Origin of the sequence: Roseateles sp. L2-2 (assembly GCF_050613215.1) — a bacterium.
GTDB classification, from domain to species: domain Bacteria; phylum Pseudomonadota; class Gammaproteobacteria; order Burkholderiales; family Burkholderiaceae_C; genus Roseateles; species Roseateles noduli.
The window spans coordinates 4,084,419-4,105,315 of record NZ_CP192509.1; the positions used below are offsets into that span (position 1 = coordinate 4,084,419).

Consider the following 20,897-nt stretch of genomic DNA (forward strand, 5'->3'; position numbering starts at 1 on the left):
GCCTTGCGGGGCTTCTTCGTTTTCGGTCCTGTCCGGCCGGGGTCGTGCCAGGTCCCGTCGCGATCCCTCAGACCTTTCCGGAGGACTCGCCCAGGGACCAGGGCGCCGGGCCCGCGGGCTCGCGCGAGCACAGCCGGCGGTAGAGATCGAAGACCTTGGCCTCCAGCTCCGCCGGGCTGCAGCACACGCGTGCGCCGATCAGCCGTGCGCGGTAGTTGTGGATCTGCTCCCGCACCGCGTGCGACCAGCTCTGCGTGCTCGGCGTCAGGTCGAAGGTGCTGCTGCGCAGCACATGCAGCCAGCCGACCAGCACCGGCTCCGGCAGACCCGCCAGCGTCTCGGTCAAGGTCGCCGGCGGGCGCGCCCGTCCGGCGTGCAGGCGATGCAGCATCAGCAGCCGGATCACCAGCGCCGGGTCCGAGGAGGCGGTCAGGGCCAGCGCCTCGTTCGGCACGCCGTGACGCATCAACCGGAACAGGCGTCCCAGCACGTCCAGGTCGCAGCTCGGCAGCGCCCGCGGGGACTCCTCCTGGGGCGGCATCAGCAGGTCCCCCTGGAAGTAGCGCACGCCCAGCGCCTTGAGCCGCAGGTAGTCGCCAGGCTCGGTCATGCGGTCGGCGATCAGCGTCGCATGGGCCCGACGCGCGAGTTCCTGGACCGGGGCCCAGGCGCTCACCGGCGCGAGCGACACGTCCAGTTTCACGAACGAGGTCATCGGGAGCCAGACGGTGCGTGGATCGTCCGGCGTCACCACGCCCGCCAGCGCGAAGCGGTAGCCGCGCGCGTGCAGTTGCGCGATCCGGCGGGTCAGCGTTTCCTGGACCGGCACGCCCAGGGGGATCTGGATGGCGCCCAGCGTGCCGCAGAGAACGTCCGCGATCGGACTGAGCAGGGTCGCCGCGTCCATCTCGACGAACAGGCAGCCGGGGCGGCGGTGCGCCATGCCGCCGTCCAGCAGGGACTGGCTCAGCAGCAGGCTGGTCGCGTAGGCGCTGGGCGGCGGCGCGCGGCGCATGCCGGCGCTCCAGCGGAAGCACAGTTCCTGCCCCATCGGCTCGACGGACCCGTCGATGATGGGCTGACGTGCGAAACGGGCGCAGGCAGGATCGGGTTGGATCAGCAGCCGGGCTACCGTGACGCCGCTGCGGGAGGGTCGGGAAGATTGCGTGGCCATGGAAATCGTCGACAGACCCGGATGCCCGGGCGGGACGTCAGTATTTCCAGGATCGGCCAAACGTTCGATGGCTCAGCTCAGTGGCAATGCAGCGCTTTCCGACTGGGAACAGTCGGTGACCGACTCGTTTGCTGGATCCCGGGGGACCGAAACGGTCAAAGGAAGGCTCAACGAGGTCCTGGCGCCTTGCGGCGTGCGTTCGAAACGGAAGACCGCGCCTATCCGTTCCGCGCGGCGGCGAAGCCCGGCCAGACCGGTGCCGCCGACCCGGGGCGACGCCCCGCCGCAGCCGCCGGCCTCCACGTCCGCGTCCAGCTCGACACCCTCCTGCGCATCCAGATCCGCCGCCTCGTCGACCTGGGTCTGCACCTCCCGCTGCGCGGCGCCAGGCTGGCCGTTGTCTTCGATGAGCACCTCCAGTCGCTCACCATGCATCACCGTCATGCGGATCGAGAGCCGACTCGCGTTCGCGTACTTGATGGTGTTGGCGACGGACTCCTCGACGATGCGCATCACTTGTTTGGAGAGGTCGGCCAGCAGCACGATTTCGGGTCCTTCGGGAATGTCGTATTCGATCTGGAAGTCGGCCCGGCTGAGCGACTCGTCCAGGTTGCTGCAGTAGGTGAACAGGATGTCGTGGAGGGTGCGCTGCTCATGGACCTCCGTGACCGAAATGATCTCGCGCAGGTCCTTCAGTGCGTCCAGCAGGCCGCGCTCGAGGCGGTCGTGGTCGATGTCGCGATCGCGCACGCTGAACAGCGTCGTGACCAGCTTGGAGCCGATGCCGTCGTGCAGGTCGCGATAGATGCGGTCGCGCTCGGCCTGCGCGGCGGATTCGGTCTCCATCTCGCGCTGGCGGTTGTAGCTGATCGCCAGCTCGCGCTCGCGCTGCTGCAGCGTCTCGGTGAGGATGCGGTTGTGGTCGCGCACGCGCTTCACGTTCGCCTGGAACTTCGTCAGCAGGATCTGCGCGACGACGAAGAGCAGCAGCGGCACGCTCAGGTGACTCAGATAGATGGGCGTGACCAGCAGGTGCGACAGCGACCAGCCCGCGTCCGGCATCGGGAAAGACACGAGTTCCCGCACGGCGTTGTGGTCCCGCAGCGCGAAGACCTGGGCCAGCACCGACTGGAACAACAGCGACATGGCCGTGCGCGAGCGCGTCCGCGCGACGTGCAGCGCCAGCCGCGAACAGGCGTAGAGATGGAACACGAGCAGCACCGGCAGCCAGTAGGCGTCCAGCCACTCGCGCCCGCGCGCCCCCAGCAGCGGATAGGTGGCCGCGGCGAAAGCGGCCGCGCCGAACAGCGCCAGCGTCCCGCCCCGCCCCAGCGGCTCGTCGACGAAGGCGAAGATGAACAGCGTCAGCACGACGACGACGCCCCCGATGCAGGCGTACTGGGCCCAGAGCCACAGCGGCACCATCGCGGCCGGGACGTAGGGCAGCAGCACCAGCGAGAACAGCACCGACCACAGCACCGTCGTGGCGCCCGCATGCAGGAACACCGCGCCTTCGCGCCGGTTCGCCAGCCAGGCGCCCAGCATGAACATGCCCGCCAGCAGACAGAACACGTTGGAGGCGTTGGCGAGCGAGGTGCCGACGAACAGCGTCAGCTCGCCGATGTAGGAGATGGTGTCGAGATCGCCGATGTAGACCGGTGCGATGTGGACCTGGCGGTCCCAGGTGGTGAGCTCGACGGTCAGGACATTGCCTTCGGGCCGCACGAGGCTGCGCGCCAGCGGCACCTGCAGCGGGCGGTACCACTTGTAGCGCGCCTGCGCCGTCGACTTCGGCAGGCCGGCGACCCAGACGCCGTTCAGGTAGACGTCCATGCCGTCCAGGGCCTGGCTGATCAGCAGGCTGGTGCCGGGGATCCGCGAATCCCCGCGGTAGCCCGCGCGGGCGTCGCAGCACGGCGCCGGATGCGCGAGATACCGGTCCAGGTCGATGCGGAATCTCGCCCGCTTCAAGCCGTCCGACTGGCTGACGTCGTAGAGATGCGGAAGCGCGAACGCGCCCTCGCGGGCCAGGACGACGCCCTCCAGGCGGGGCACCTCCGGGCCCGCGTCGCGCGACGCGGTGGCCGCCTCGACGATCTCCAGGTCCTGCGCCCCCTCGACGCGGTAGACCCGCGTCGCCAGGCTGCTGGTGGCCACGACCAGCAGGGCCAGGACGAAGAAGGTCAGCCAGAAGAACACCGTCTTCAGCGAACTCCGCGGCGGACTACTCATCGATGAGTCCGTGCAGGCGCGCGGCGTTGGCCGCCATCGCGCGCGACTTCACGCCCAGCTTGCGGTAGACGCTGCGCAGATGCTGGTTGACGGTGTGGTGCGAGATGCTCAGCCGGCGCCCGATCTCGACGATGGGCAGGCCGTCGACGAGGTGGCGCAGCACCTCCCATTCGCGCTCGCCGAGGCCGAGGTCGCGCAACACCTTCGGCCGGTCGACATGCGGCCGCACGTTGTTCTCCAGCATGTTGATCCGTTCGACCACCAGTTGCGCGACGGCCGGGCTGAGCGGCGACTGCCCGTTGTGCGCGCTGACGAGCTTGTCCACCATGGCCGGCTGGATCTCGTCCTTGAGCAGGTAGCCGCTGGCGCCCGCCCTCAGGCTGCGCATCACGTGCTTGCTGTCGCCGAAGGTGCTGACGACGACGCTGCGCGACTCCGGGCACTTGTCCTGGATCAGGCGGATCAGCTCGACGCCGTCGACATCCGGCAGGCCCAGATCGACGATGTACAGATCCGCCCGGTTGGCCAGGATGGCCGCGACCGCTTCGCCCCGGTTCTTGGCGATACCCACCACTTCGCAGAAACTGCTGTTCGAAATCACGTCCACCAACCTCTTCATGACGGTGGGGTCGTCTTCGATGATCACGACGGCAATACTCATTCGTTGGCTCCTTCTCACTCGTTATCCCATTGCCCAGAGGCGGGCACAGTTTCGCGAGCGAGCAGAAACCAGCAATCACCGAAGCAAGTAAACCCGAAAACGCCAGACTACTGAATTCAGTGATGGTCCAGGAGCTGCTGCGGCGGCGGATCCCAATCCCCGTCGGCGGGGTCGGAGACCCGTCGCCATCGGCCTTTGATCCAGTCCTCGGCGCTGGCGGCCAGGCAGGCGACCAGCAGCATCAGCCCTCCCATCGCCAGCAGGTAACCAATGACAGTAAGTTCAAACAAGGGATGGCCCGGCCCGGAAGACTCCGCCCGCTCGGCCAGCAGACAGCCTGCGCCTGCGAGCGTGAGGCCGATAGAGATCGCATACATGTTTCTCATGACACAAATCCATTTGCAAACTATTGGCGGCAGTGTCACCGACTGCGATCAGTTTGCTAATCACTCATGAATGCATTTATCGACTCAAACCTGCTAGCCTGCAGCGATTCGAATCACGAATTTGTTGGTCGACGAACGAATTCGGCCCATCCAAAGCAGTCACTGAATATACGGGGGCGGCACCCACCCATTCAGGGAACGATATTGGCGATATTGAGGTCAGGCGCCAGCGGCTTCGACTCAGTCGCGGGAGGCCGCCCCGCGGCGACCCGTTCGGTCGATGCGGGCGACAGGAAAAGCAGAACGGGCGCCCGAAGGCGCCCGTCGCAAAGGGAATGGCCCGCGGTGAGGATCAGCGCAGGAAGCGACCTCTCGGATCGATGATCGCGATGTCGGCGTAGTTCGTGCCGGTATGGTCGGTCGGCGAGTAACCCACCTCCATGCCGCCCAGGTCGTAGCGCGTCATGCTGTTGAGCACCTTCTGGATCGCGGCGCGGCTGGGATCCTTGCCGGCGCGCTTGAGCGCCTCGACCAGCACCTTGGCGGAGGCGAAGCCCTCCATCATGGCCGGTGTCACCTGACCGTTGGATTCGGCGGGATGCGCCTTCACCAGGTCGCCCAGCTCGCGGACCATCGGCACGTTGGTGGAGCGCTCGCTCGGGAAGACCTGCGACACGATGATGCCGGCGGCGTTCTGGCCCAGCAGTTGGACGAAGCCGTTGGAAGCATTGTTGGACAGGGTCGCGCCCAGGATGCGCGAACCGGCCGCGCGCAGCGCGTTGATCGTGTCGGCGGTGATCTGCTGCGAGGCGACCATCAGCACGACCTGCGGGTCCGCGGCGATCAGCTGCTTCACCACGCCGGCGATGTCCGGCTTCTCGCGCTCGTAGGTGAAGTGGGCGACCGGCTTCATCTTGCGGTCGTTGAACCCCGTCATCGCGCCGGCGATGCCGTCCGCGCCGAAGGTGTCGTTCACCTGCACCAGCGCGATGCGGGTGTTGCCCATCTCCAGCAGCAGCTGGACGGCGCGTTCCGCCTCGCGCTGGTAGGTCGAGCGCACGTTGAAGACGAAGGGATGGACCGGCTTGTGCAGCAGCATCGCGCCGGTGGAGGGCGCGATCAGCGGCACCTGCGCCTTCTCCAGCAGCGGCATCACGGCCTGCGTGTGCGGCGTGCCGCGCGTCAGGAACAGGGCGACGGCGCCCTTGTCGATCAGCGTCTGCGCGTTGGCGGCGGCGCGTTTGGGATCGAAGCCGTCGTCCAGCGACTGCAGGTCGATCTTCTGGCCGTTGACGCCACCGGTGGCGTTGACCTTGTCGATGTAGAGCTTGGCGCCCAGCGTCAGTTCCTTGACGCTGGCGGCGACCTGGCCCGTGAAACCGGCGGTCTGGCCGATCAGGATGTCGGCCTGCGCGGCGGCACTGAAGCCGAAGGCCACCAGGGCGGTGGCGATGGAAGCGGCGAACCGGCTCAGGGGCCGGTTGCGTGTTGACTTGCTCATGGTGGTCTGTCCCGCCGGCTCGTCATGCGACCGGCTGTGTCTCCAGCACGCCGGCGGTCAGATCGCCGCCGGCCCCTCGGCGCCGGCACCCCCATGTTCAGGGGGGATCAGCGCCCCGCGCGCATCTTAGCCACGATGTCCGCTACCCGCCCAAGCATCGCCTGCGTGTCGAAGGTCAGAACGTTGCGATTCGACAGCACCTGCCGGCCGCCCACCCAGACATCCGTGACATGTTCACGCCCGGCGACGTAAACCAGCTGCGCATCGGCGTGATACACGGGCTGGCACTCGATCGAGTCCAGCGCCACCGCGACCACGTCGGCCAGCTTGCCGGCTTCGAGGGTGCCCAGGTCGTTGGCGCGGCCCATGGCCTTGGCGGCGCGCACGGTGGCCATCTCCAGCGCGGTGCGCGCGGTGACGGTCAGCGGGTCGCCGGTCACGCCCTTGGCAAGCAGCGCCGCGGCGCGGATCTCGCTGAACATGTCCTGGCGGTTGTTGGAGGCCGCGCCGTCGGTCCCGAGGATGGTGTTGACACCGGCTGCTTCCAGGGCCTTCACCGGCGCGACGCCGGAAGCCAGCTTCAGGTTGGAGCTCGGGTTGTGGACCAGATGCACGCCCTGCTTCGCGACGAGGTCGATCTCGTCCGGGGTCAGGTGGACCATGTGCACGGCGATCATCTTCGCGTTCAGCAGACCCAGCTTGTTCAGGCGCGCCAGCGGGCGCTCGCCGTACTGCTTCACGCTGCCGTCGATCTCGTCCTGCGTCTCGTGGATGTGGCAGTGCATCTGCAGGTCGTACTTCTCGGCCAGCTCGCGCAGCTGGATGAAGGTCTCGTCCGAGACCGTGTACGGCGCGTGCGGCGCGCTGGTCCAGTCCAGCAGCTTCTCGCCCTTGAACTGCTCGTAGGCGGCCAGACCCTTGTCGATGTAGTCCTGGGCGTTGGCGGCGTAGCCGGTGGGGAAGTCGATGACGTTGATCGACACGCCGGCACGGATGCCGCTGTCCACCGCCGCGCGGGCCATCGCGGCGGGGAAGAAGTACATGTCGTTCAGGTAGGTCACGCCGCCGCGCAGCGCCTCGGCCGCGGACAGCAGCGAGCCCTGGTAGGTCCAGTCCTCGCTCACCCACTGGCGCTCCAGCGGCCAGATGTGGTTGTTGAGCCAGTCCATCAGCGCCAGGTCGTCCGCGACGCCGCGCAGCAGCGACATCGCCGAGTGCGTGTGCGCGTTGATCAGGCCGGGGATCAGCACGTGGTTGGGGAGCTCGACGCGCTCGGCGTCGGCGAAGCGCTTGAGCGCTTCCTCGCGCGGCAGGACGGCGGCGATGCGCTCGCCCTCGATGGCCAGCGCGTGCTGCTCCAGCACCGGGCTGTCCGGGGTCATGGTGATCAGCCAGCGGGGCAACAGCAGCTTCACGGCTTGGGTCGTCATTCAGGTTCTCCTTGCTCGCGCCGCTCGGCGCGAGGTGCATTGTCTTGATTCTTGGAGGCGTCGTCGCCCGATCGCTGCATCGCGTCGCGGCGACGACCCGAGGTCAGAAGATCTCGTCGAACAGCGCGAGCACCCGCGCCGCGTCCACCTCGACGCAGACCTGCTGCGCGGGGTGGCCGCTCCACGGCGTGCCGCTGCCGTGCTCGCTGCGCCAGTCCTGGATGGTCTGGCCCGTGGCGATGCCTTCCAGCGCCACGCGCACCGGGCCCGAACGCAGCGTGAAGGCGTCCGGCACCAGCAGGATCGCCGCGGCGCTGGCGTCGTGGGCGTAGATGCCGCCGATGCCGTCGCGCGCGTCGTAGAACTGCTGGTAGTGGCGCGTGGCCTGCCAGAGCAGGTCGCCGGCGCCGTCGCCGCGACCGCGCAGCTTCGCGAGATCGGCCTCGCGCATGATCGCTTCTTGCGTCACGTCCAGGCCGACGATGGTCACCGGCCACGCGGCGGTGAAGACCTGATCCGCGGCCTCAGGGTCGGCCATGATGTTGGCCTCCGCCACCGGCGACACGTTGCCGCCATGACCCTTCAGGCCGAAGGCCCCGCCCATCACGACGACACGCTTGACCTTGCCGGAGATCGTCGGGTCATGCTTGAGCGCGAGCGCCAGGTTCGTGAACGGGCCGACGGCCACCAGCGTGATCTCGCCGGGCCGCGCGTTGACGAGGTCGCAGATCAGCTGATGCGCGGGACGCGGATCGAGCGGCCGCGTCGGTGCCGGCAGACGGTCGGCGACGCCGCCGAGGCCGTCGTCGCCGTGCACATGCGCGGCGTCCTTGCGACGGCGCTCATCGCGCAGCGGACCTTCGGCGCCGGCGGCGACGGGCACGTCCTGGCGGAAGAGCGCGGTCAGCCCGCGCGCGTTGCGCGTGGTCGTGGCGACGGGGCCGTTGCCGAAGGCCGTCGTGACGGCCACCAGCTCGAAGCGCGGATGACAGGCCAGCAGCGCGAGCGCGAGCGCGTCGTCGATGCCGGGGTCGGTGTCGAAGAGGACCGGGATGCGGTCCGAAGCAGGAATCTTGCTGTCCATGGGGTTACTGCGCTCCAGGGTCAGGGTCGGGGGTCAGGGGTTGCCGTCGGCGGAGTGTGCCCCGTTCGCGATCAGCGCGGCGAGCTCGGGCAATTCCGGCAACTCGGAGCGGTGGGGCATGGCCTGCTGGACGCCGGTCCGGCTGACCGCGAGCGCGGCCGCCAGTTGCCCCAGCGCGGCCGCGCGGGCCGGCACCAGGCCTTCGGCCAGGCCGACGGCGAGTCCGCCCACCAGCGTGTCGCCGGCGCCGACCGTGTCCACCGCGTCCACGCGGGACGCGCGCAGGTGCAGACCGTCCGGATGCTCGTCGCTGAGCAGCCAGGCGCCGGCGCCGCCCAGCGTCACCAGCACGTGGCGCGGCCCCTGCGTCCGCAGGTGCGCGGCGGTCGCGCGGGCGATCGTGACGCCGTCGGCATCGCCGGGCAACGCCACGTCGCGGGCCAGCTGCAGCGCTTCGGTCTCGTTGACGATCAGCCAGTCGCTCAGGCCGAGCAGCGCGGCCGGCAGATCCTGCGCGGGCGCGGCGTTCAGCACCGTGGTCACACCGGCCTCGCGGGCGATCTCGAAGGCGCGCTGGATCGCCGGCACCGGCACCTCCAGCTGCGCCACGACCACCTTCGCCTGACGGAGCAGCGCCCCGCCCTGCTCCACATCGGCGGCGTCCAGGTCAGCATTGCTGCCGGGCACGACGACGATGGCGTTCTCGCCGCCCTCGCTCGCGACCATGATCACGGCGACGCCGGGCCACGCGGCGTCATCGCGGCGGATCGCCTGGACATGCACGCGTTCGGCCTCCAGCGCCTTCAGCAGGTCCTGCCCGTGCTGGCGCATGCCGACGCGGCCGATCAGCGCGACCTCCGCGCCCAGCCGCGACGCGGCCACCGCCTGGTTGCCCCCCTTGCCGCCCGGCGTGCCGGCGAAGGCCTCGCCGATCAGGGTCTCGCCCGGCGCGGGCAGGCGCGCGGCGTGAGCCACGAGGTCCATGTTGACACTGCCCACCACCACCACGGTGGCGGCAGCCTTTGCTGAAGTCATGAAAGCTCCGGAGACGACGGCGCCGCGGTGCTCTCGCGCAGCACGACCTGCGGCACGAGTTGCAGATCCTTGAAGGGCGCCTGGGGATTCTCGATTCGCTCGATCAGCGCGCGGCCGGCCTCGCGGCCCAGGTCGCGGATCGAGCAGCCCACGCTGGTCAGCGCGGGATAGACATAGCTGCCGAGTTCGATGGCGTCGAAGCCCACGACCGAGAGCTGACGCGGCACGTTCAGGCCGAGCTCGGCGGCGGCGCGCAGCGCGCCCATGCCCATCAAATCGTTGCAGGTGAAGACGGCGGTGAGCTCGGGCTGGCGCGTCAGCAGCGCCTTGACGGCCTCGTAGCCGCCGGCGGTGCTGAAGTCGCTTTCGGCCAGCCATTCGGGACGCGCCTCCAGGCCGCGCTGCTGCAGCGCGTTGCGCCAGCCGGCGACACGCTCGGTGGTCACTTCGAATTCGGCGGGGCCGCTCACGCAGCCGATGCGGCGGTGGCCCAGCTCCAACAGATGGCGGACGACCTCGAAGGCGCCGAGCTGGTTGTTCACGCTGACACGGTCCGCGCGCGCGCCGGGCACCAGGCGGTCCACGGTCACCACCGGCACGCTCGCGTGGCGGAAGGTGCTGGCCAGCGTCTCGGCGTCGCCGGCGGAGCTCAGCAGCAGGCCGTCGATGCGCTTCTCCAGCAGCGTGCGCAGATACGCCTGCTGATGCTTGGGATCGTTGTCCGAGTTGCACAGGAAGACCGAGTACCCCGCCTGCCGGCACCACTCCTCGGCGCCGACGACCAGCTCCGCGAAGAAGGGGTTGCGCACGTTGGGCACCAGCACGCCGACGATCTTGGTCTCGCTGCGACGCAGCGACCGCGCCACCGCACTGGGCAGGTAACCGATCTCGTCGACCGCCGCCAGCACCCGCGCACGGGCCTCGGCACTCACCGGCCGCGTGTTGTTCAGCACGTGCGACACCGTGGTGAAGGACACCCCCGCCAGCGCGGCTACATCCTTGATGGTGCTCATCGGTCGATCCGGTCCTCTGCTCGTGCCAAACTGGCTGGTTCAGTCAATTGCAAACGTTTGCAGAGCATAACCCACCGGCGATGCGCTCCCGATCGGGACGAACCCCGCGCATCAAATATTCAGATGCAAAAAAGCCCCGGCGCGGCGCGCAGGGGCTTGGTGCGTCGAGCCGGCATTCCGGCTCGGCGTCTGTCGATCAGCGCTGGGCGATCGGGGTGACGTCGCGCTTGGTGGCGCCGACGAACAGCTGACGCGGACGGCCGATCTTGTACTCGGGGTCGCCGATCATCTCGTTCAACTGGGCGATCCAGCCGACGGTGCGGGCCAGCGCGAAGATCGCCGTGAACAGCGGCACCGGGATGCCGATGGCGCGCTGCACGATGCCGGAGTAGAAGTCGACGTTCGGGTACAGCTTGCGGGCGACGAAGTATTCGTCTTCCAGCGCGATCTTCTCCAGCTCCATGGCCAGCTTGAACAGCGGGTCGTCGTGCAGGCCCAGTTCGTTCAGGACTTCATGGCAGGTCTCGCGCATCAGCTTGGCGCGCGGGTCGTAGTTCTTGTAGACCCGGTGGCCGAAGCCCATCAGCTTGACGTTGCTGTTCTTGTCCTTGACCTGCTTGATGAACTCGCCGATCTTGGCCACGCCACCCATCTGCTGGATGTCGTTGAGCATGTTCAGGCAGGCCTCGTTGGCGCCGCCGTGCGCCGGGCCCCACAGGCAGGCCACGCCCGCGGCGATGGCCGCGAACGGGTTGGTGCCCGACGAGCCGCACAGGCGCACCGTCGAGGTCGACGCGTTCTGCTCGTGGTCCGCATGCAGCGTGAAGATGCGGTCCATCGCGCGCACCAGCACGTCGTTGGGCTTGTACTCCTCGCACGGCGTGGCGAACATCATGCGCATGAAGTTGCCGGCGTACGAGAGGTCGTTCTTCGGATAGATGTAGGGCTGGCCGATCGTGTACTTGTAGGCCATCGCCACCAGCGTCGGCATCTTCGCGATCAGGCGGATCGCGGCGATCTCGCGGTGCTCGGGATTATTGATGTCGGTGCTGTCGTGATAGAAGGCCGACAGCGCGCCCACCAGGCCGGTCATGACCGCCATCGGGTGCGCGTCGCGACGGAAGCCGCGCAGGAAGAACTGCATCTGCTCGTTGACCATCGTGTGGTTGGTCACGCGGTTGACGAACTCCTCCTTCTGCGACGGGCTGGGCAGCTCGCCGTACAGCAGCAGGTAGCAGGTCTCGAGGTAGTCGCAGTTGGTCGCCAGCTGTTCGATCGGGTAGCCGCGGTACAGCAGCTCGCCCTTGTCGCCGTCGATGTAGGTGATCGTGGAATTGCACGACGCCGTCGACAGGAAACCCGGGTCGTAGGTGAACTTGCCGGTCTGGGCGTAAAGCTTGCGGATGTCGATCACATCCGGACCGATGGTGCCCTTGTACAGGGGCAGATCCATTTGCGGGCTGCCATCGGAGAACGACAGGGTGGCTTTGACGTCAGACGGGGTCATGGGCATTCCTTATGACTTCGGGGGTTCTGGTTACTGAGGGGTCCGCAGCATCGCGAGCACGGCATGAACGTCGGGCCGGTCCAGCTCGTCGGCCGGTTCCTTGCGGGCCAGCATCAGATCGAGCAGGTCGTTGTCCGACAGGTCCATCAGCTGACGCAGGCCTTCCGCGTGGAATTCGGTCAACGCGCCTTCGTGCCGCCGGAAGAACCGCTCGATGAAAAGATCATTCTCCAACAGCCCGCGGCGGCAGCGCCACTTGAGCTTGGAGAGATCCCTCTCATCGATGAGGGTGTTGATGTCGGTGGCGTTCATGCGTGTGCGTGTAGCCGCCCGGAAGCGGCGCGAGCGGGCTCAGACGGTGCGACGCACCATCAATTCCTTGATCTTGCCGATCGCCTTCGTCGGGTTGAGACCCTTGGGGCAGACGTCGACACAGTTCATGATGGTGTGGCAGCGGAACAGGCGGTACGGGTCCTCGAGGTTGTCGAGGCGCTCCGCGGTGGCCTGGTCGCGGCTGTCGGCGATGAAGCGGTAGGCCTGCAGCAGACCGGCGGGGCCGACGAACTTGTCGGGGTTCCACCAGAAGCTGGGGCAGCTGGTCGAGCAGCTCGCGCACAGGATGCACTCGTACAGGCCGTTGAGCTCGTCGCGCTCTTCCGGGGACTGCAGGCGCTCCTTCTCGGGCGGCGCTTCCTCGTTCACCAGGAACGGACGGATCGAGTTGTACTGCTTGAAGAACTGCGTCATGTCCACGATCAGGTCGCGGACGACGGGCAGGCCCGGCAGCGGCTTGAGGATGATGACGTCGGGCAGCGAACGCAGGTTGGTCAGGCAGGCCAGACCGTTCTTGCCGTTGATGTTCATCGCGTCGGAACCGCAGACGCCTTCGCGGCACGAGCGGCGGAAGGACAGCGTGGGATCGACGGCCTTGAGCTTGAGCAGGGCGTCCAGCAGCATGCGTTCGTTGCCGGCGAGCTCCAGCTCGATGGTCTGCATGTACGGCTTGGCGTCCTTGTCCGGGTCGTAGCGGTAGATCTTGAAGGTGCGCTTGATCATTTGAATGCTCCTGCGGCGCTCAGAAGGTACGGACCTTCGGGGGGACGCTCTCGACGGTCAACGGTTGCAGATTGACCGGCTTGTAGGTCAGGCTGTTGGACTTGGAGTGCCACAGCGTGTGCTTCATCCACTCCTTGTCGTTGCGGCCCAGCGGGAATTCCGCATCGTCCGCGCCGCGCTCGAAGTCGTTCACCGTGTGGGCGCCGCGGCATTCCTTGCGCGCGGCGGCGGACACGATCGTGGCCTGCGCGGCCTCGATCAGGTTGTCCACTTCCAGGGCCTCGACACGCGCGGTGTTGAAGACCTTGGACTTGTCCTTCAGCGTGATGTTCTTGACCCGCTCGCGGATCGCGGCGACGGCGGTGACGCCTTCGTCGAGCAGCTTGCTGGTGCGGAACACGCCGGCGTGCGATTGCATCGCGGCGCGCAGGTCGTCGGCCACGCCCTGGGCGTATTCGCCGCCGGTGTTGGACTCCAGGCGGTTCAGGCGCGACAGCGTCTGGTCGGCGGCGTCCTTGGGCAGCGGCTTGTGCGACTTGCCCGAGTTCTTGACGGCGTCGACGATGTGGTTGCCCGCGGCGCGACCGAAGACCAGCAGGTCCAGCAGCGAGTTGGTGCCCAGGCGGTTGGCGCCGTGCACCGACACGCAGGAGCACTCGCCCACCGCGTACAGGCCGTTGACGACGTCCCTGTAGTTGTCGCCCTTGGGGGTGACGACCTGGCCGTGGACGTTGGTCGGGATGCCACCCATCTGGTAATGGATGGTCGGCACGACGGGGATCGGTTCCTTCGTGATGTCGACGTTGGCGAAGTTGTGGCCGATCTCCAGCACCGACGGCAGGCGCTTGGCGATGGTGTCGCCGCCCAGGTGGGTCATGTCCAGCACGACGTAGTCCTTGTTGGGACCGCAGCCGCGACCTTCCTTGATCTCCTGGTCCATGCAGCGCGAGACGAAGTCGCGCGGCGCCAGGTCCTTCAGCGTCGGGGCGTAGCGCTCCATGAAGCGCTCGCCGTTGGCGTTGCGCAGGATCGCGCCCTCGCCGCGGCAGCCTTCGGTCAGCAGCACGCCCGCGCCGGCCACGCCGGTCGGGTGGAACTGCCAGAACTCCATGTCCTGCAGCGGGATGTCGGCGCGCGCCGCCATGCCCAGGCCGTCGCCGGTGTTGATGAAGGCGTTGGTCGACGCGGCGAAGATGCGGCCGGCGCCGCCGGTGGCCAGCAGCACGGTCTTCGCTTCGAGGATGTGGATCTCGCCCGTCTCCATTTCCAGCGCGGTCACGCCGACGCAATCGCCGTCGGCGTCGCGGATCAGGTCCAGCGCCATCCACTCGACGAAGAAGTTGGTGCGGGCCTTGACGTTCTGCTGGTACAGCGTGTGCAGCAGCGCGTGGCCGGTGCGGTCGGCCGCGGCGCAGGCGCGCTGGACCGGCTTCTCGCCGTAGTTGGCGGTGTGGCCGCCGAACGGACGCTGGTAGATCGTGCCGTCCGGGTTGCGGTCGAACGGCATGCCGAAGTGTTCGAGCTCGTAGACGACCTTGGGCGCCTCACGGCACATGAACTCGATGGCGTCCTGGTCGCCCAGCCAGTCCGAGCCCTTGACGGTGTCGTAGAAGTGGTAATGCCAGTTGTCCTCGGACATGTTCCCCAGGCTGGCGCCGATGCCGCCCTGGGCGGCCACGGTGTGCGAGCGGGTGGGAAAAACCTTGGACAGGACGGCCACGTTCAGGCCGGCCAGCGACAGCTGCAGCGACGCGCGCATGCCGGAGCCGCCGGCTCCCACGATCACGACGTCGAATTTGCGCTTGGGCAGCGAGGTTCCGATTTGCATTTCTTACAGCCTCCAGAGCACTTGGATCGCCCAACCCGCGCAACCCGTCAACCACACCAGCGTGAACGTGTGCAGGAACAGCCGCACGCCCACCGGTTTCACGTAATCCATCCAGATGTCGCGCACGCCGACCCAGGCGTGGTACGCCAGGGACACGATGAGCGCGAAGGTCAGGAACTTCATCCACTGCTTGCTGAAGATGCCGGCCCACAAGTCGTAGCCGATCGGCTGGCTGGTGAACAGCACCTGCGCGAGCAGCACGAGGGTGAACAGCGCCATGAGCAGCGCGGTGGCGCGCTGGACCATCCAGTCGCGCAGGCCGTAATGCGCACCGGTGACGATGCGCTTGCTTCCGTAGGTTGTCATTGTTGATTTGCCTCTTGGGTCAATCGTCGGAACTCAGCCCGACCGCACGGCGCGCCGCGCGGTCGCGGCGGAATCAGTACAGGCCGAACAGCTTGGCGCCCAGCGCCAGCGTCAGCACGATGCTCAGCACCAGCGTGACGATCGCGCTGTTCTTGCCCTGCGCCTTGCTCACGCTGTGCGTGGCGTCCATCCACAGGTGGCGCACGCCGGCGATGAAGTGGTGCAGGTAGCCCCAGATCAGGCCCAGCGTCACGAGCTTGATGAACCAGCCCGGCAGGAAGCCGATGCCGGACACGAAGGCCGCGGTGAAGGTCTCGTACGAGATCTCGGACGTGAGGCTGGTGTCGAACATCCAGATCACGAACGGGAGCAGGAAGAACATCAGCAGGCCGCTGATGCGATGCAGGATCGAGACGATGCCGGCCGGAGGCAAGCGGTACGACACGATCTGCGTGACATGGATGTTGGTGTAGACCGGTCGATTCTTCTTGGTGGCTTGGGTGGCGTCCGTCATGTCCGACCTTGTAATCAATGTGAAACCCGAAGATTTTATGGCAACGCAACACCCCTCAAGGGTGTCCTGGGCGCATCTCGTCTTCTGGCGTTGCCATGAAAACGTCAGCGCCGCAACGCGAAAGCATCAGTTCAGGCTGTTGCGATAAAAGTGGTGGGAAGTGTTGTAGAGACCGCGGCGCAACTCCACCGGCTTGTCGGCGTAGGTGAAGGAGAGACGCTCCACGCTCAGCAGCGGACTGCCGGGCGCTACCTGCAGCAGCGCGGCGGCGTCTTCCTCCGCCGCGACCGCACGGATCTTTTCCTGCGCCCGGATCATGGGCACGTTGAATTCGGTTTCGAGCAGGCTGTAGAACGGGCCGCGATGCTCGAGCAGCCGCTCGGTCGTCAGCCCCTTGAACAGCGCGCCGGGCAGCCAGATGTCGTCCAACACCACCGGATGGCCGCCGCTGTGCAGCAGGCGGCGGATCTCGATCACGGGGTCGCCGGCGCGCAGCTGCATCAGCTTGGCGATGAAGGCCGGCGCCCGCTGGCGCTTGCAATCCAGCAGCTGGCGACCGAGCGACGAAGCCTCCTCGGCGTCCGGCGTCAGCCGCAGGAAACGGTATTGCTGCTGCTGTTCCGCATGGGTGGCGACGAAGGTGCCCTTCCCCTGCTTGCGGACCAGCAGGTTGTCGGCGGCGAGCTCGTCGACGGCCTTGCGCACGGTGCCCTGGCTCACGCCGAAGCGGGCCGCCAGGTCCATCTCGCTGGGGATGGTCTCCCCGGCCTTCCACTCGCCGGCCTGCAGCCCTTTCAGGATCAGCCCCTTGATCTGGCGGTACAGCGGGCTGAACGACGGCGCGGCTTCCGCGCGCGCCAGCTCATTGAGCGGCGTCACGGGATGGACCGGGGCGGCGGGGGGCGACATGGGGCGCGATTCGAGCACAAACCCGGAGACAGCGTCCACCCTGTAGAGGGAGTCCGAGCGGATTAGTCTTATATAAGACAGAAGAGTGTCAGTTTCGCGCAATGCGGATGCGCTACTTTTGGGGGCAGCTCCCCACACCGGTGGGCGAAGAAGACCCTATCGCGATCCGTGCCGAGGCCGCGCTGTCCTACACTTGCCGCCGCTGGCGCGGACTGCGCCTCACGCATCATTCACTCGCACTTCTCGGAGACCCTGATGAGCAAGAAACCCGTTCGCGTCGCCGTCACCGGCGCCGCCGGCCAGATTGGCTATGCCCTGCTGTTCCGCATCGCTTCCGGCGAGATGCTGGGCAAGGACCAGCCCGTCATCCTGCAACTGCTGGAGATCCCCGACGAGAAGGCCCAGAACGCGCTCAAGGGCGTGATCATGGAGCTGGAAGACTGCGCCTTCCCGCTGCTGGCCGGCATCGAGGCCCACAGCGACCCGATGACCGCCTTCAAGGACACCGACTACGCCCTGCTGGTCGGCTCGCGTCCGCGCGGCCCGGGCATGGAGCGCTCGGAACTGCTGTCGATCAACGGCGCGATCTTCACCGCGCAGGGCAAGGCCCTGAACGCCGTGGCCTCGCGCAACGTCAAGGTGCTGGTGGTCGGCAACCCGGCCAACACCAACGCCTACATCGCGATGAAGTCGGCCCCGGACCTGCCGGCCAAGAACTTCACCGCCATGCTGCGCCTGGACCACAACCGCGCCGCCTCGCAGATCGCCGCCAAGACCGGCAAGCCGGTCGCCGGCATCGAGAAGCTGGCCGTGTGGGGCAACCACTCGCCGACGATGTACGCGGACTACCGCTTCGCCACCATCGACGGCCAGTCGGTCAAGGCGCTGATCAACGACGAAGAGTGGAACCGCACGACGTTCCTGCCGACCGTCGGCAAGCGCGGCGCCGCCATCATCGCCGCCCGCGGCCTGTCGTCGGCCGCCTCGGCCGCCAACGCTGCCATCGACCACATGCGCGACTGGGCCCTGGGCACCAACGGCAAGTGGGTCACGATGGGCATCCCGTCGGACGGCTCCTACGGCATCCCGAAGGACGTGATGTTCGGCTACCCGGTCACCGTCGAGAACGGCGAGTACAAGATCGTCCAAGGCCTGGAGATCGACGAGTTCTCGCAAGCCGCGATCAAGAAGACGCTCGACGAACTGCTCGAAGAGCAGAACGGCGTCAAGCATCTGCTGTAAGGCGATGCCACGCGGAGGCCTCTCGGGGCCTTTCCGCTGAGCGACACTCGACGGGCCGACCTTCGCAAGAAGGCCGGCCCTTCTTCTTTCCCGCCCCTCATCACCCCTCCTCGCATGACCGCCCTCCTCACTCCCGCCCAGGCCCTGTTCGAAGAAGGCCAGGCGCCCGTCGTGCTGCCGGTCGTCGACCACTACTGCGGCGTCGAGGCGCGCATGCTCAAGAGCCTGGAGCTGCAGGTGCGGTTGGGGCCGGTGTTCGACATCACGCTCGACTGCGAGGACGGCGCACCGATCGGCGGCGAGGCCGAGCACATGCTGCTGGTGCTGCACCTGCTGAACGGCTCGCTGAACGCACACGGCCGCGTCGGCGTGCGGGTGCATCCGTTCAGGCACCCGGCCTTCGAAGCCGACGTTGACGCCGTGATCGCCGGCGGCGGCGAGAAGCTCGCCTTCCTGATGATCCCCAAGCCCGAAGGCATCGAGGACCTGAGCCGCGCCATCGCGTTCATCGACGACAGCCTGAAGCGCCACGGCATCCGCAAGCCGCTGCCGTTGCACACGCTGATCGAGACCCACGGCGCGCTGCGCGACGTGATGGCGATCGCCGCGCATCCGCGCATCGAGTCGCTCTCCTTCGGCCTGATGGATTTCGTCTCCGCGCATCGCGGCGCGATCCCGCGCTCGGCGCTGACGGTCGACGGCCAGTTCACGCACCCGCTGGTGCAGCGCGCGAAGCTGGCGATCTCCGCCGCCGCGCACAGCTACGGCAAGACGCCGTCGCACTGCGTGGTCACCGAGTTCAAGAGCGAACGCGCGATCCAGTCCGCCGCCCAGCGCGCCGCGCGCGAGCTGGGCTACACGCGGATGTGGAGCATCCACCCCAACCAGATCCAGCCGATCATCGACGCCTTCGCCCCCAGCGTCGCGGAGATCGACGAAGCGATCGACATCCTCCAGGCCGCACAGGCCGCCCAGTGGGCGCCGATCCAGCACCGGGACATGCTCCACGACCGCGCCAGCTACCGCCTCTTCTGGCATCTGCTGCAGCGCGCCCACGGCACCGGCCAGGACCTGCCGGCGGAAGTCGAGCAGGCGTGGTTCACGCCGCACCCGTCGCCGCTCTGATCGCGAAACAAAGTGCAGCGGCGCCGTTCGTGCAGGAGTTCACGCTGCGATCACCCCACCGGGGGCAAAACGGGCGCCGCCGTGCCCCGGAGCGCGCACAACCCGTGCAGACCCTAGCGTCGATCAACCCTTTGACACATTAAATCCGGGTTTTTCGACACGGACCCGCGGTGACAATTGCGCATCGCCGGGTTCCGGCGTTTCGTTTTTCCAGTCATTGCTTCGGCTGGGAATTCCAGGTCCCACTTCCAGGTCCCACTGCCACGCCCCTCCCATGCGACTGACCGCCCTCCTCCTCTCCGGCGCCGCTGCCGCCGCGCTGACGCTGACCGCCGGCATCGCCGCCGCCCAGCCCGCCGCCAACACCGGCACCGCCAAGCCTGCGCCGGCCAAGCCCGCAGCCGCCAAGCCCGCCCCGAAGACGGCCGCCGCCAAGAAGGCCGCCCCGGTCAAGGCCCCGCCGCCGCCGCTGCCCGAAGCCAACGAGGAACAGCTGGCCGCCGCCAAGCGCGCCTACCTCGGCCTGTACGAGTGCGAGTTCAAGCAGTCGATCACGATCGAGCCGAACGCCAAGGACGCGGGCTACATCAACGTGGCCTTCAAGAAGGACACCTTCGTGATGAAGCCCGTGCTGTCGACCACCGGCGCGCTGCGCCTGGAAGACGTCACCGGCCGCACGCTGATGGTCCAGATCGCCAACAAGTCGATGCTGCTGGACGTGAAGGCCGGCCAGCGCCTGGTCGACGACTGCGTCCATCCGGAACAGCGCGCCGCGATCGAAGCCGCGCGCTCCGCCTCGGCTCCGGCCGGCGGCGGCCTGGGCATCACCCCGAGCGCGCAGTAAACATCGCGCCTCGCCGGACGAAGCCGCCTCTTGAGGCGGCTTTTTCTTGCCCGCTCCCCCGGCGCGCCTTCCACAGGACGGTTATCCATACTGCGCTGCTCAGGCTTCCGGGCTGGCGCTGGCTTTCGGAACCCGGAAGTACGTACAATTCATGCATACTTTCTGGTTCATACCGTTGGTGCGACGCCGCACCCTGCGGTCATGAATTCGCCAGAGTCGTCGCCTAATCTCCCAGGATCGCCAGGAGCCCGCATGGAAGCCACCGTCGCCGAACGAGGTCAGATCACCCTGCCCAAGGCCGTGCGCGACGCGCTGGGACTGACCAAGGGCACGACGCTCAAGGTCGAACTGGACGGCGCCCGCATCATCCTGCGCAAGAACGTCGACGACGCCATCTCCCGCGCCCGCGGCCGCTTCAAGCTGCCCGAGGGCACCGCCACCGACGACGTGATGCGCGACCTGCGCGGCCGCGCGCCCGGTGAGCCCACCGACCCCGCCGACGAGTCCCAGGACGCCTGATCCGATGATCGCCGTCGACAGCTCCGTCCTCATCGACCTCCTGGGCGACGCGCCCGGCGCCGACGCGGCCGAGGCCGCGCTGCGCCTGGCGCTGTCCAGCGGTCCGGTGGTGCTGTGCGACGTGGTGCTGTCCGAGGTGACCGCCGGCCTGGGCCACGGCTCCGAGGTGATGGACGCGCTGGAGGAGATGGGCCTGAGCTTCCTGGCCATCGACCAGCGCGCCGCGATCCGCGCCGGCGAGATGCAACGCAAGTTCAAGCAACGGCTCGCCGACAAGGGCGGCGCGTCGAAGATCGACGCCGCCGTCGCCGCCGCCTCATCGCGCGCCATGCCCGACTTCCTGGTCGGTGCGCACGCGATGCTGCAGTGCGACGGCCTGATCACCCGCGATCACGGATTCTTCCGGGACTATTTCAAGGGCCTGAAGGTCATCGTGCCGAGCGCGCCGTGATCGACCGACCCCGTTTTCTG

21 protein-coding genes are annotated in these 20,897 nt (G+C 67.6%); 5 read left to right on the forward strand and 16 right to left on the reverse strand.

The features are described from left to right. Positions 1-67: 67 nt before the first annotated feature. The 16 genes from ACQZ13_RS18350 to ACQZ13_RS18425 all read right to left on the reverse strand — a co-directional run bounded on the left by ACQZ13_RS18350 (position 68) and on the right by ACQZ13_RS18425 (position 16,696). Entirely contained in the window at positions 68-1,174 is a 1,107-nt protein-coding gene (locus ACQZ13_RS18350) for a hypothetical protein (protein WP_431046882.1), read from the reverse strand. Positions 1,175-1,246: 72 nt separating this feature from the next. Next, positions 1,247-3,406, reverse strand: a complete 2,160-nt coding sequence (locus tag ACQZ13_RS18355; protein ID WP_431046884.1) for a sensor histidine kinase — start codon at positions 3,404-3,406, stop codon at positions 1,247-1,249. Further along, entirely contained in the window at positions 3,399-4,067 is a 669-nt protein-coding gene (locus tag ACQZ13_RS18360; RefSeq protein WP_088408879.1) for a response regulator, read from the reverse strand. Before ACQZ13_RS18360 ends, ACQZ13_RS18355 begins: the two co-directional genes overlap by 8 nt. Positions 4,068-4,183: 116 nt before the next feature. Then, entirely contained in the window at positions 4,184-4,453 is a 270-nt protein-coding gene (locus ACQZ13_RS18365) for a hypothetical protein (RefSeq protein ID WP_431046886.1), read from the reverse strand. Positions 4,454-4,805: 352 nt separating this feature from the next. After that, positions 4,806-5,954 carry an ABC transporter substrate-binding protein gene (locus tag ACQZ13_RS18370; RefSeq protein ID WP_088408877.1) on the reverse strand — a complete coding sequence of 383 codons (1,149 nt, stop codon included), beginning with the start codon at positions 5,952-5,954 and terminating at the stop codon, positions 4,806-4,808. A gap of 107 nt (positions 5,955-6,061) precedes the next feature. After that, a complete protein-coding gene (locus ACQZ13_RS18375) occupies positions 6,062-7,384 on the reverse strand; it encodes a TRZ/ATZ family hydrolase (protein WP_431046889.1) in 1,323 nt (440 codons plus the stop codon). 103 nt (positions 7,385-7,487) lie between these two features. Next, the gene (locus ACQZ13_RS18380) at positions 7,488-8,468 is read right to left on the reverse strand and encodes a nucleoside hydrolase (RefSeq protein WP_431046891.1); all 981 of its coding nucleotides are present in this window, start codon (positions 8,466-8,468) and stop codon (positions 7,488-7,490) included. Between the two features lie 33 nt (positions 8,469-8,501). Continuing rightward, a complete protein-coding gene (locus ACQZ13_RS18385; RefSeq protein WP_431046893.1) occupies positions 8,502-9,503 on the reverse strand; it encodes a ribokinase in 1,002 nt (333 codons plus the stop codon). Further along, entirely contained in the window at positions 9,500-10,516 is a 1,017-nt protein-coding gene (locus ACQZ13_RS18390) for a LacI family DNA-binding transcriptional regulator (protein WP_431046895.1), read from the reverse strand. Before ACQZ13_RS18390 ends, ACQZ13_RS18385 begins: the two co-directional genes overlap by 4 nt. A 196-nt stretch (positions 10,517-10,712) precedes the next feature. Next, positions 10,713-12,023 carry a citrate synthase gene (gltA, locus tag ACQZ13_RS18395; RefSeq protein WP_421037247.1) on the reverse strand — a complete coding sequence of 437 codons (1,311 nt, stop codon included), beginning with the start codon at positions 12,021-12,023 and terminating at the stop codon, positions 10,713-10,715. Between the two features lie 30 nt (positions 12,024-12,053). Further along, complete coding sequence (locus ACQZ13_RS18400) at positions 12,054-12,335, reverse strand: succinate dehydrogenase assembly factor 2 (protein WP_297531478.1); 282 nt, start codon at positions 12,333-12,335, stop codon at positions 12,054-12,056. A gap of 39 nt (positions 12,336-12,374) precedes the next feature. After that, the gene (locus ACQZ13_RS18405) at positions 12,375-13,079 is read right to left on the reverse strand and encodes a succinate dehydrogenase iron-sulfur subunit (protein WP_088408871.1); all 705 of its coding nucleotides are present in this window, start codon (positions 13,077-13,079) and stop codon (positions 12,375-12,377) included. A gap of 19 nt (positions 13,080-13,098) precedes the next feature. Continuing rightward, positions 13,099-14,907 (reverse strand): succinate dehydrogenase flavoprotein subunit, encoded by a 1,809-nt coding sequence (sdhA, locus tag ACQZ13_RS18410; RefSeq protein WP_431046898.1) that lies wholly within the window; start codon positions 14,905-14,907, stop codon positions 13,099-13,101. Positions 14,908-14,910: 3 nt separating this feature from the next. Next, entirely contained in the window at positions 14,911-15,273 is a 363-nt protein-coding gene (gene sdhD / locus ACQZ13_RS18415) for a succinate dehydrogenase, hydrophobic membrane anchor protein (protein ID WP_331614721.1), read from the reverse strand. A 73-nt stretch (positions 15,274-15,346) separates the two neighbouring features. Next, positions 15,347-15,787, reverse strand: a complete 441-nt coding sequence (gene sdhC / locus ACQZ13_RS18420) for a succinate dehydrogenase, cytochrome b556 subunit (protein ID WP_431046900.1) — start codon at positions 15,785-15,787, stop codon at positions 15,347-15,349. A gap of 126 nt (positions 15,788-15,913) precedes the next feature. Then, positions 15,914-16,696: a GntR family transcriptional regulator gene (locus ACQZ13_RS18425; protein WP_088408867.1), complete on the reverse strand. Its 783-nt coding sequence runs from the start codon at positions 16,694-16,696 to the stop codon at positions 15,914-15,916. A gap of 255 nt (positions 16,697-16,951) precedes the next feature. Here ACQZ13_RS18425 and ACQZ13_RS18430 point away from each other — a divergent pair, with 255 nt between their 5' ends. From ACQZ13_RS18430 to ACQZ13_RS18450, 5 genes are all read left to right on the forward strand, one after another. Then, entirely contained in the window at positions 16,952-17,938 is a 987-nt protein-coding gene (locus ACQZ13_RS18430; RefSeq protein WP_431046903.1) for a malate dehydrogenase, read from the forward strand. Positions 17,939-18,052: 114 nt separating this feature from the next. Further along, on the forward strand, positions 18,053-19,063 hold the full coding sequence (locus ACQZ13_RS18435; protein WP_431046905.1) for an HpcH/HpaI aldolase/citrate lyase family protein: 1,011 nt from the start codon (positions 18,053-18,055) through the stop codon (positions 19,061-19,063). A gap of 274 nt (positions 19,064-19,337) precedes the next feature. Further along, the gene (locus ACQZ13_RS18440; protein WP_431046907.1) at positions 19,338-19,907 is read left to right on the forward strand and encodes a hypothetical protein; all 570 of its coding nucleotides are present in this window, start codon (positions 19,338-19,340) and stop codon (positions 19,905-19,907) included. 252 nt (positions 19,908-20,159) lie between these two features. Further along, entirely contained in the window at positions 20,160-20,426 is a 267-nt protein-coding gene (locus ACQZ13_RS18445) for an AbrB/MazE/SpoVT family DNA-binding domain-containing protein (RefSeq protein WP_431046909.1), read from the forward strand. A 4-nt stretch (positions 20,427-20,430) separates the two neighbouring features. Beyond that, a complete protein-coding gene (locus ACQZ13_RS18450; RefSeq protein WP_431046911.1) occupies positions 20,431-20,877 on the forward strand; it encodes a type II toxin-antitoxin system VapC family toxin in 447 nt (148 codons plus the stop codon). The last annotated feature ends 20 nt before the right edge of the window (positions 20,878-20,897 follow it).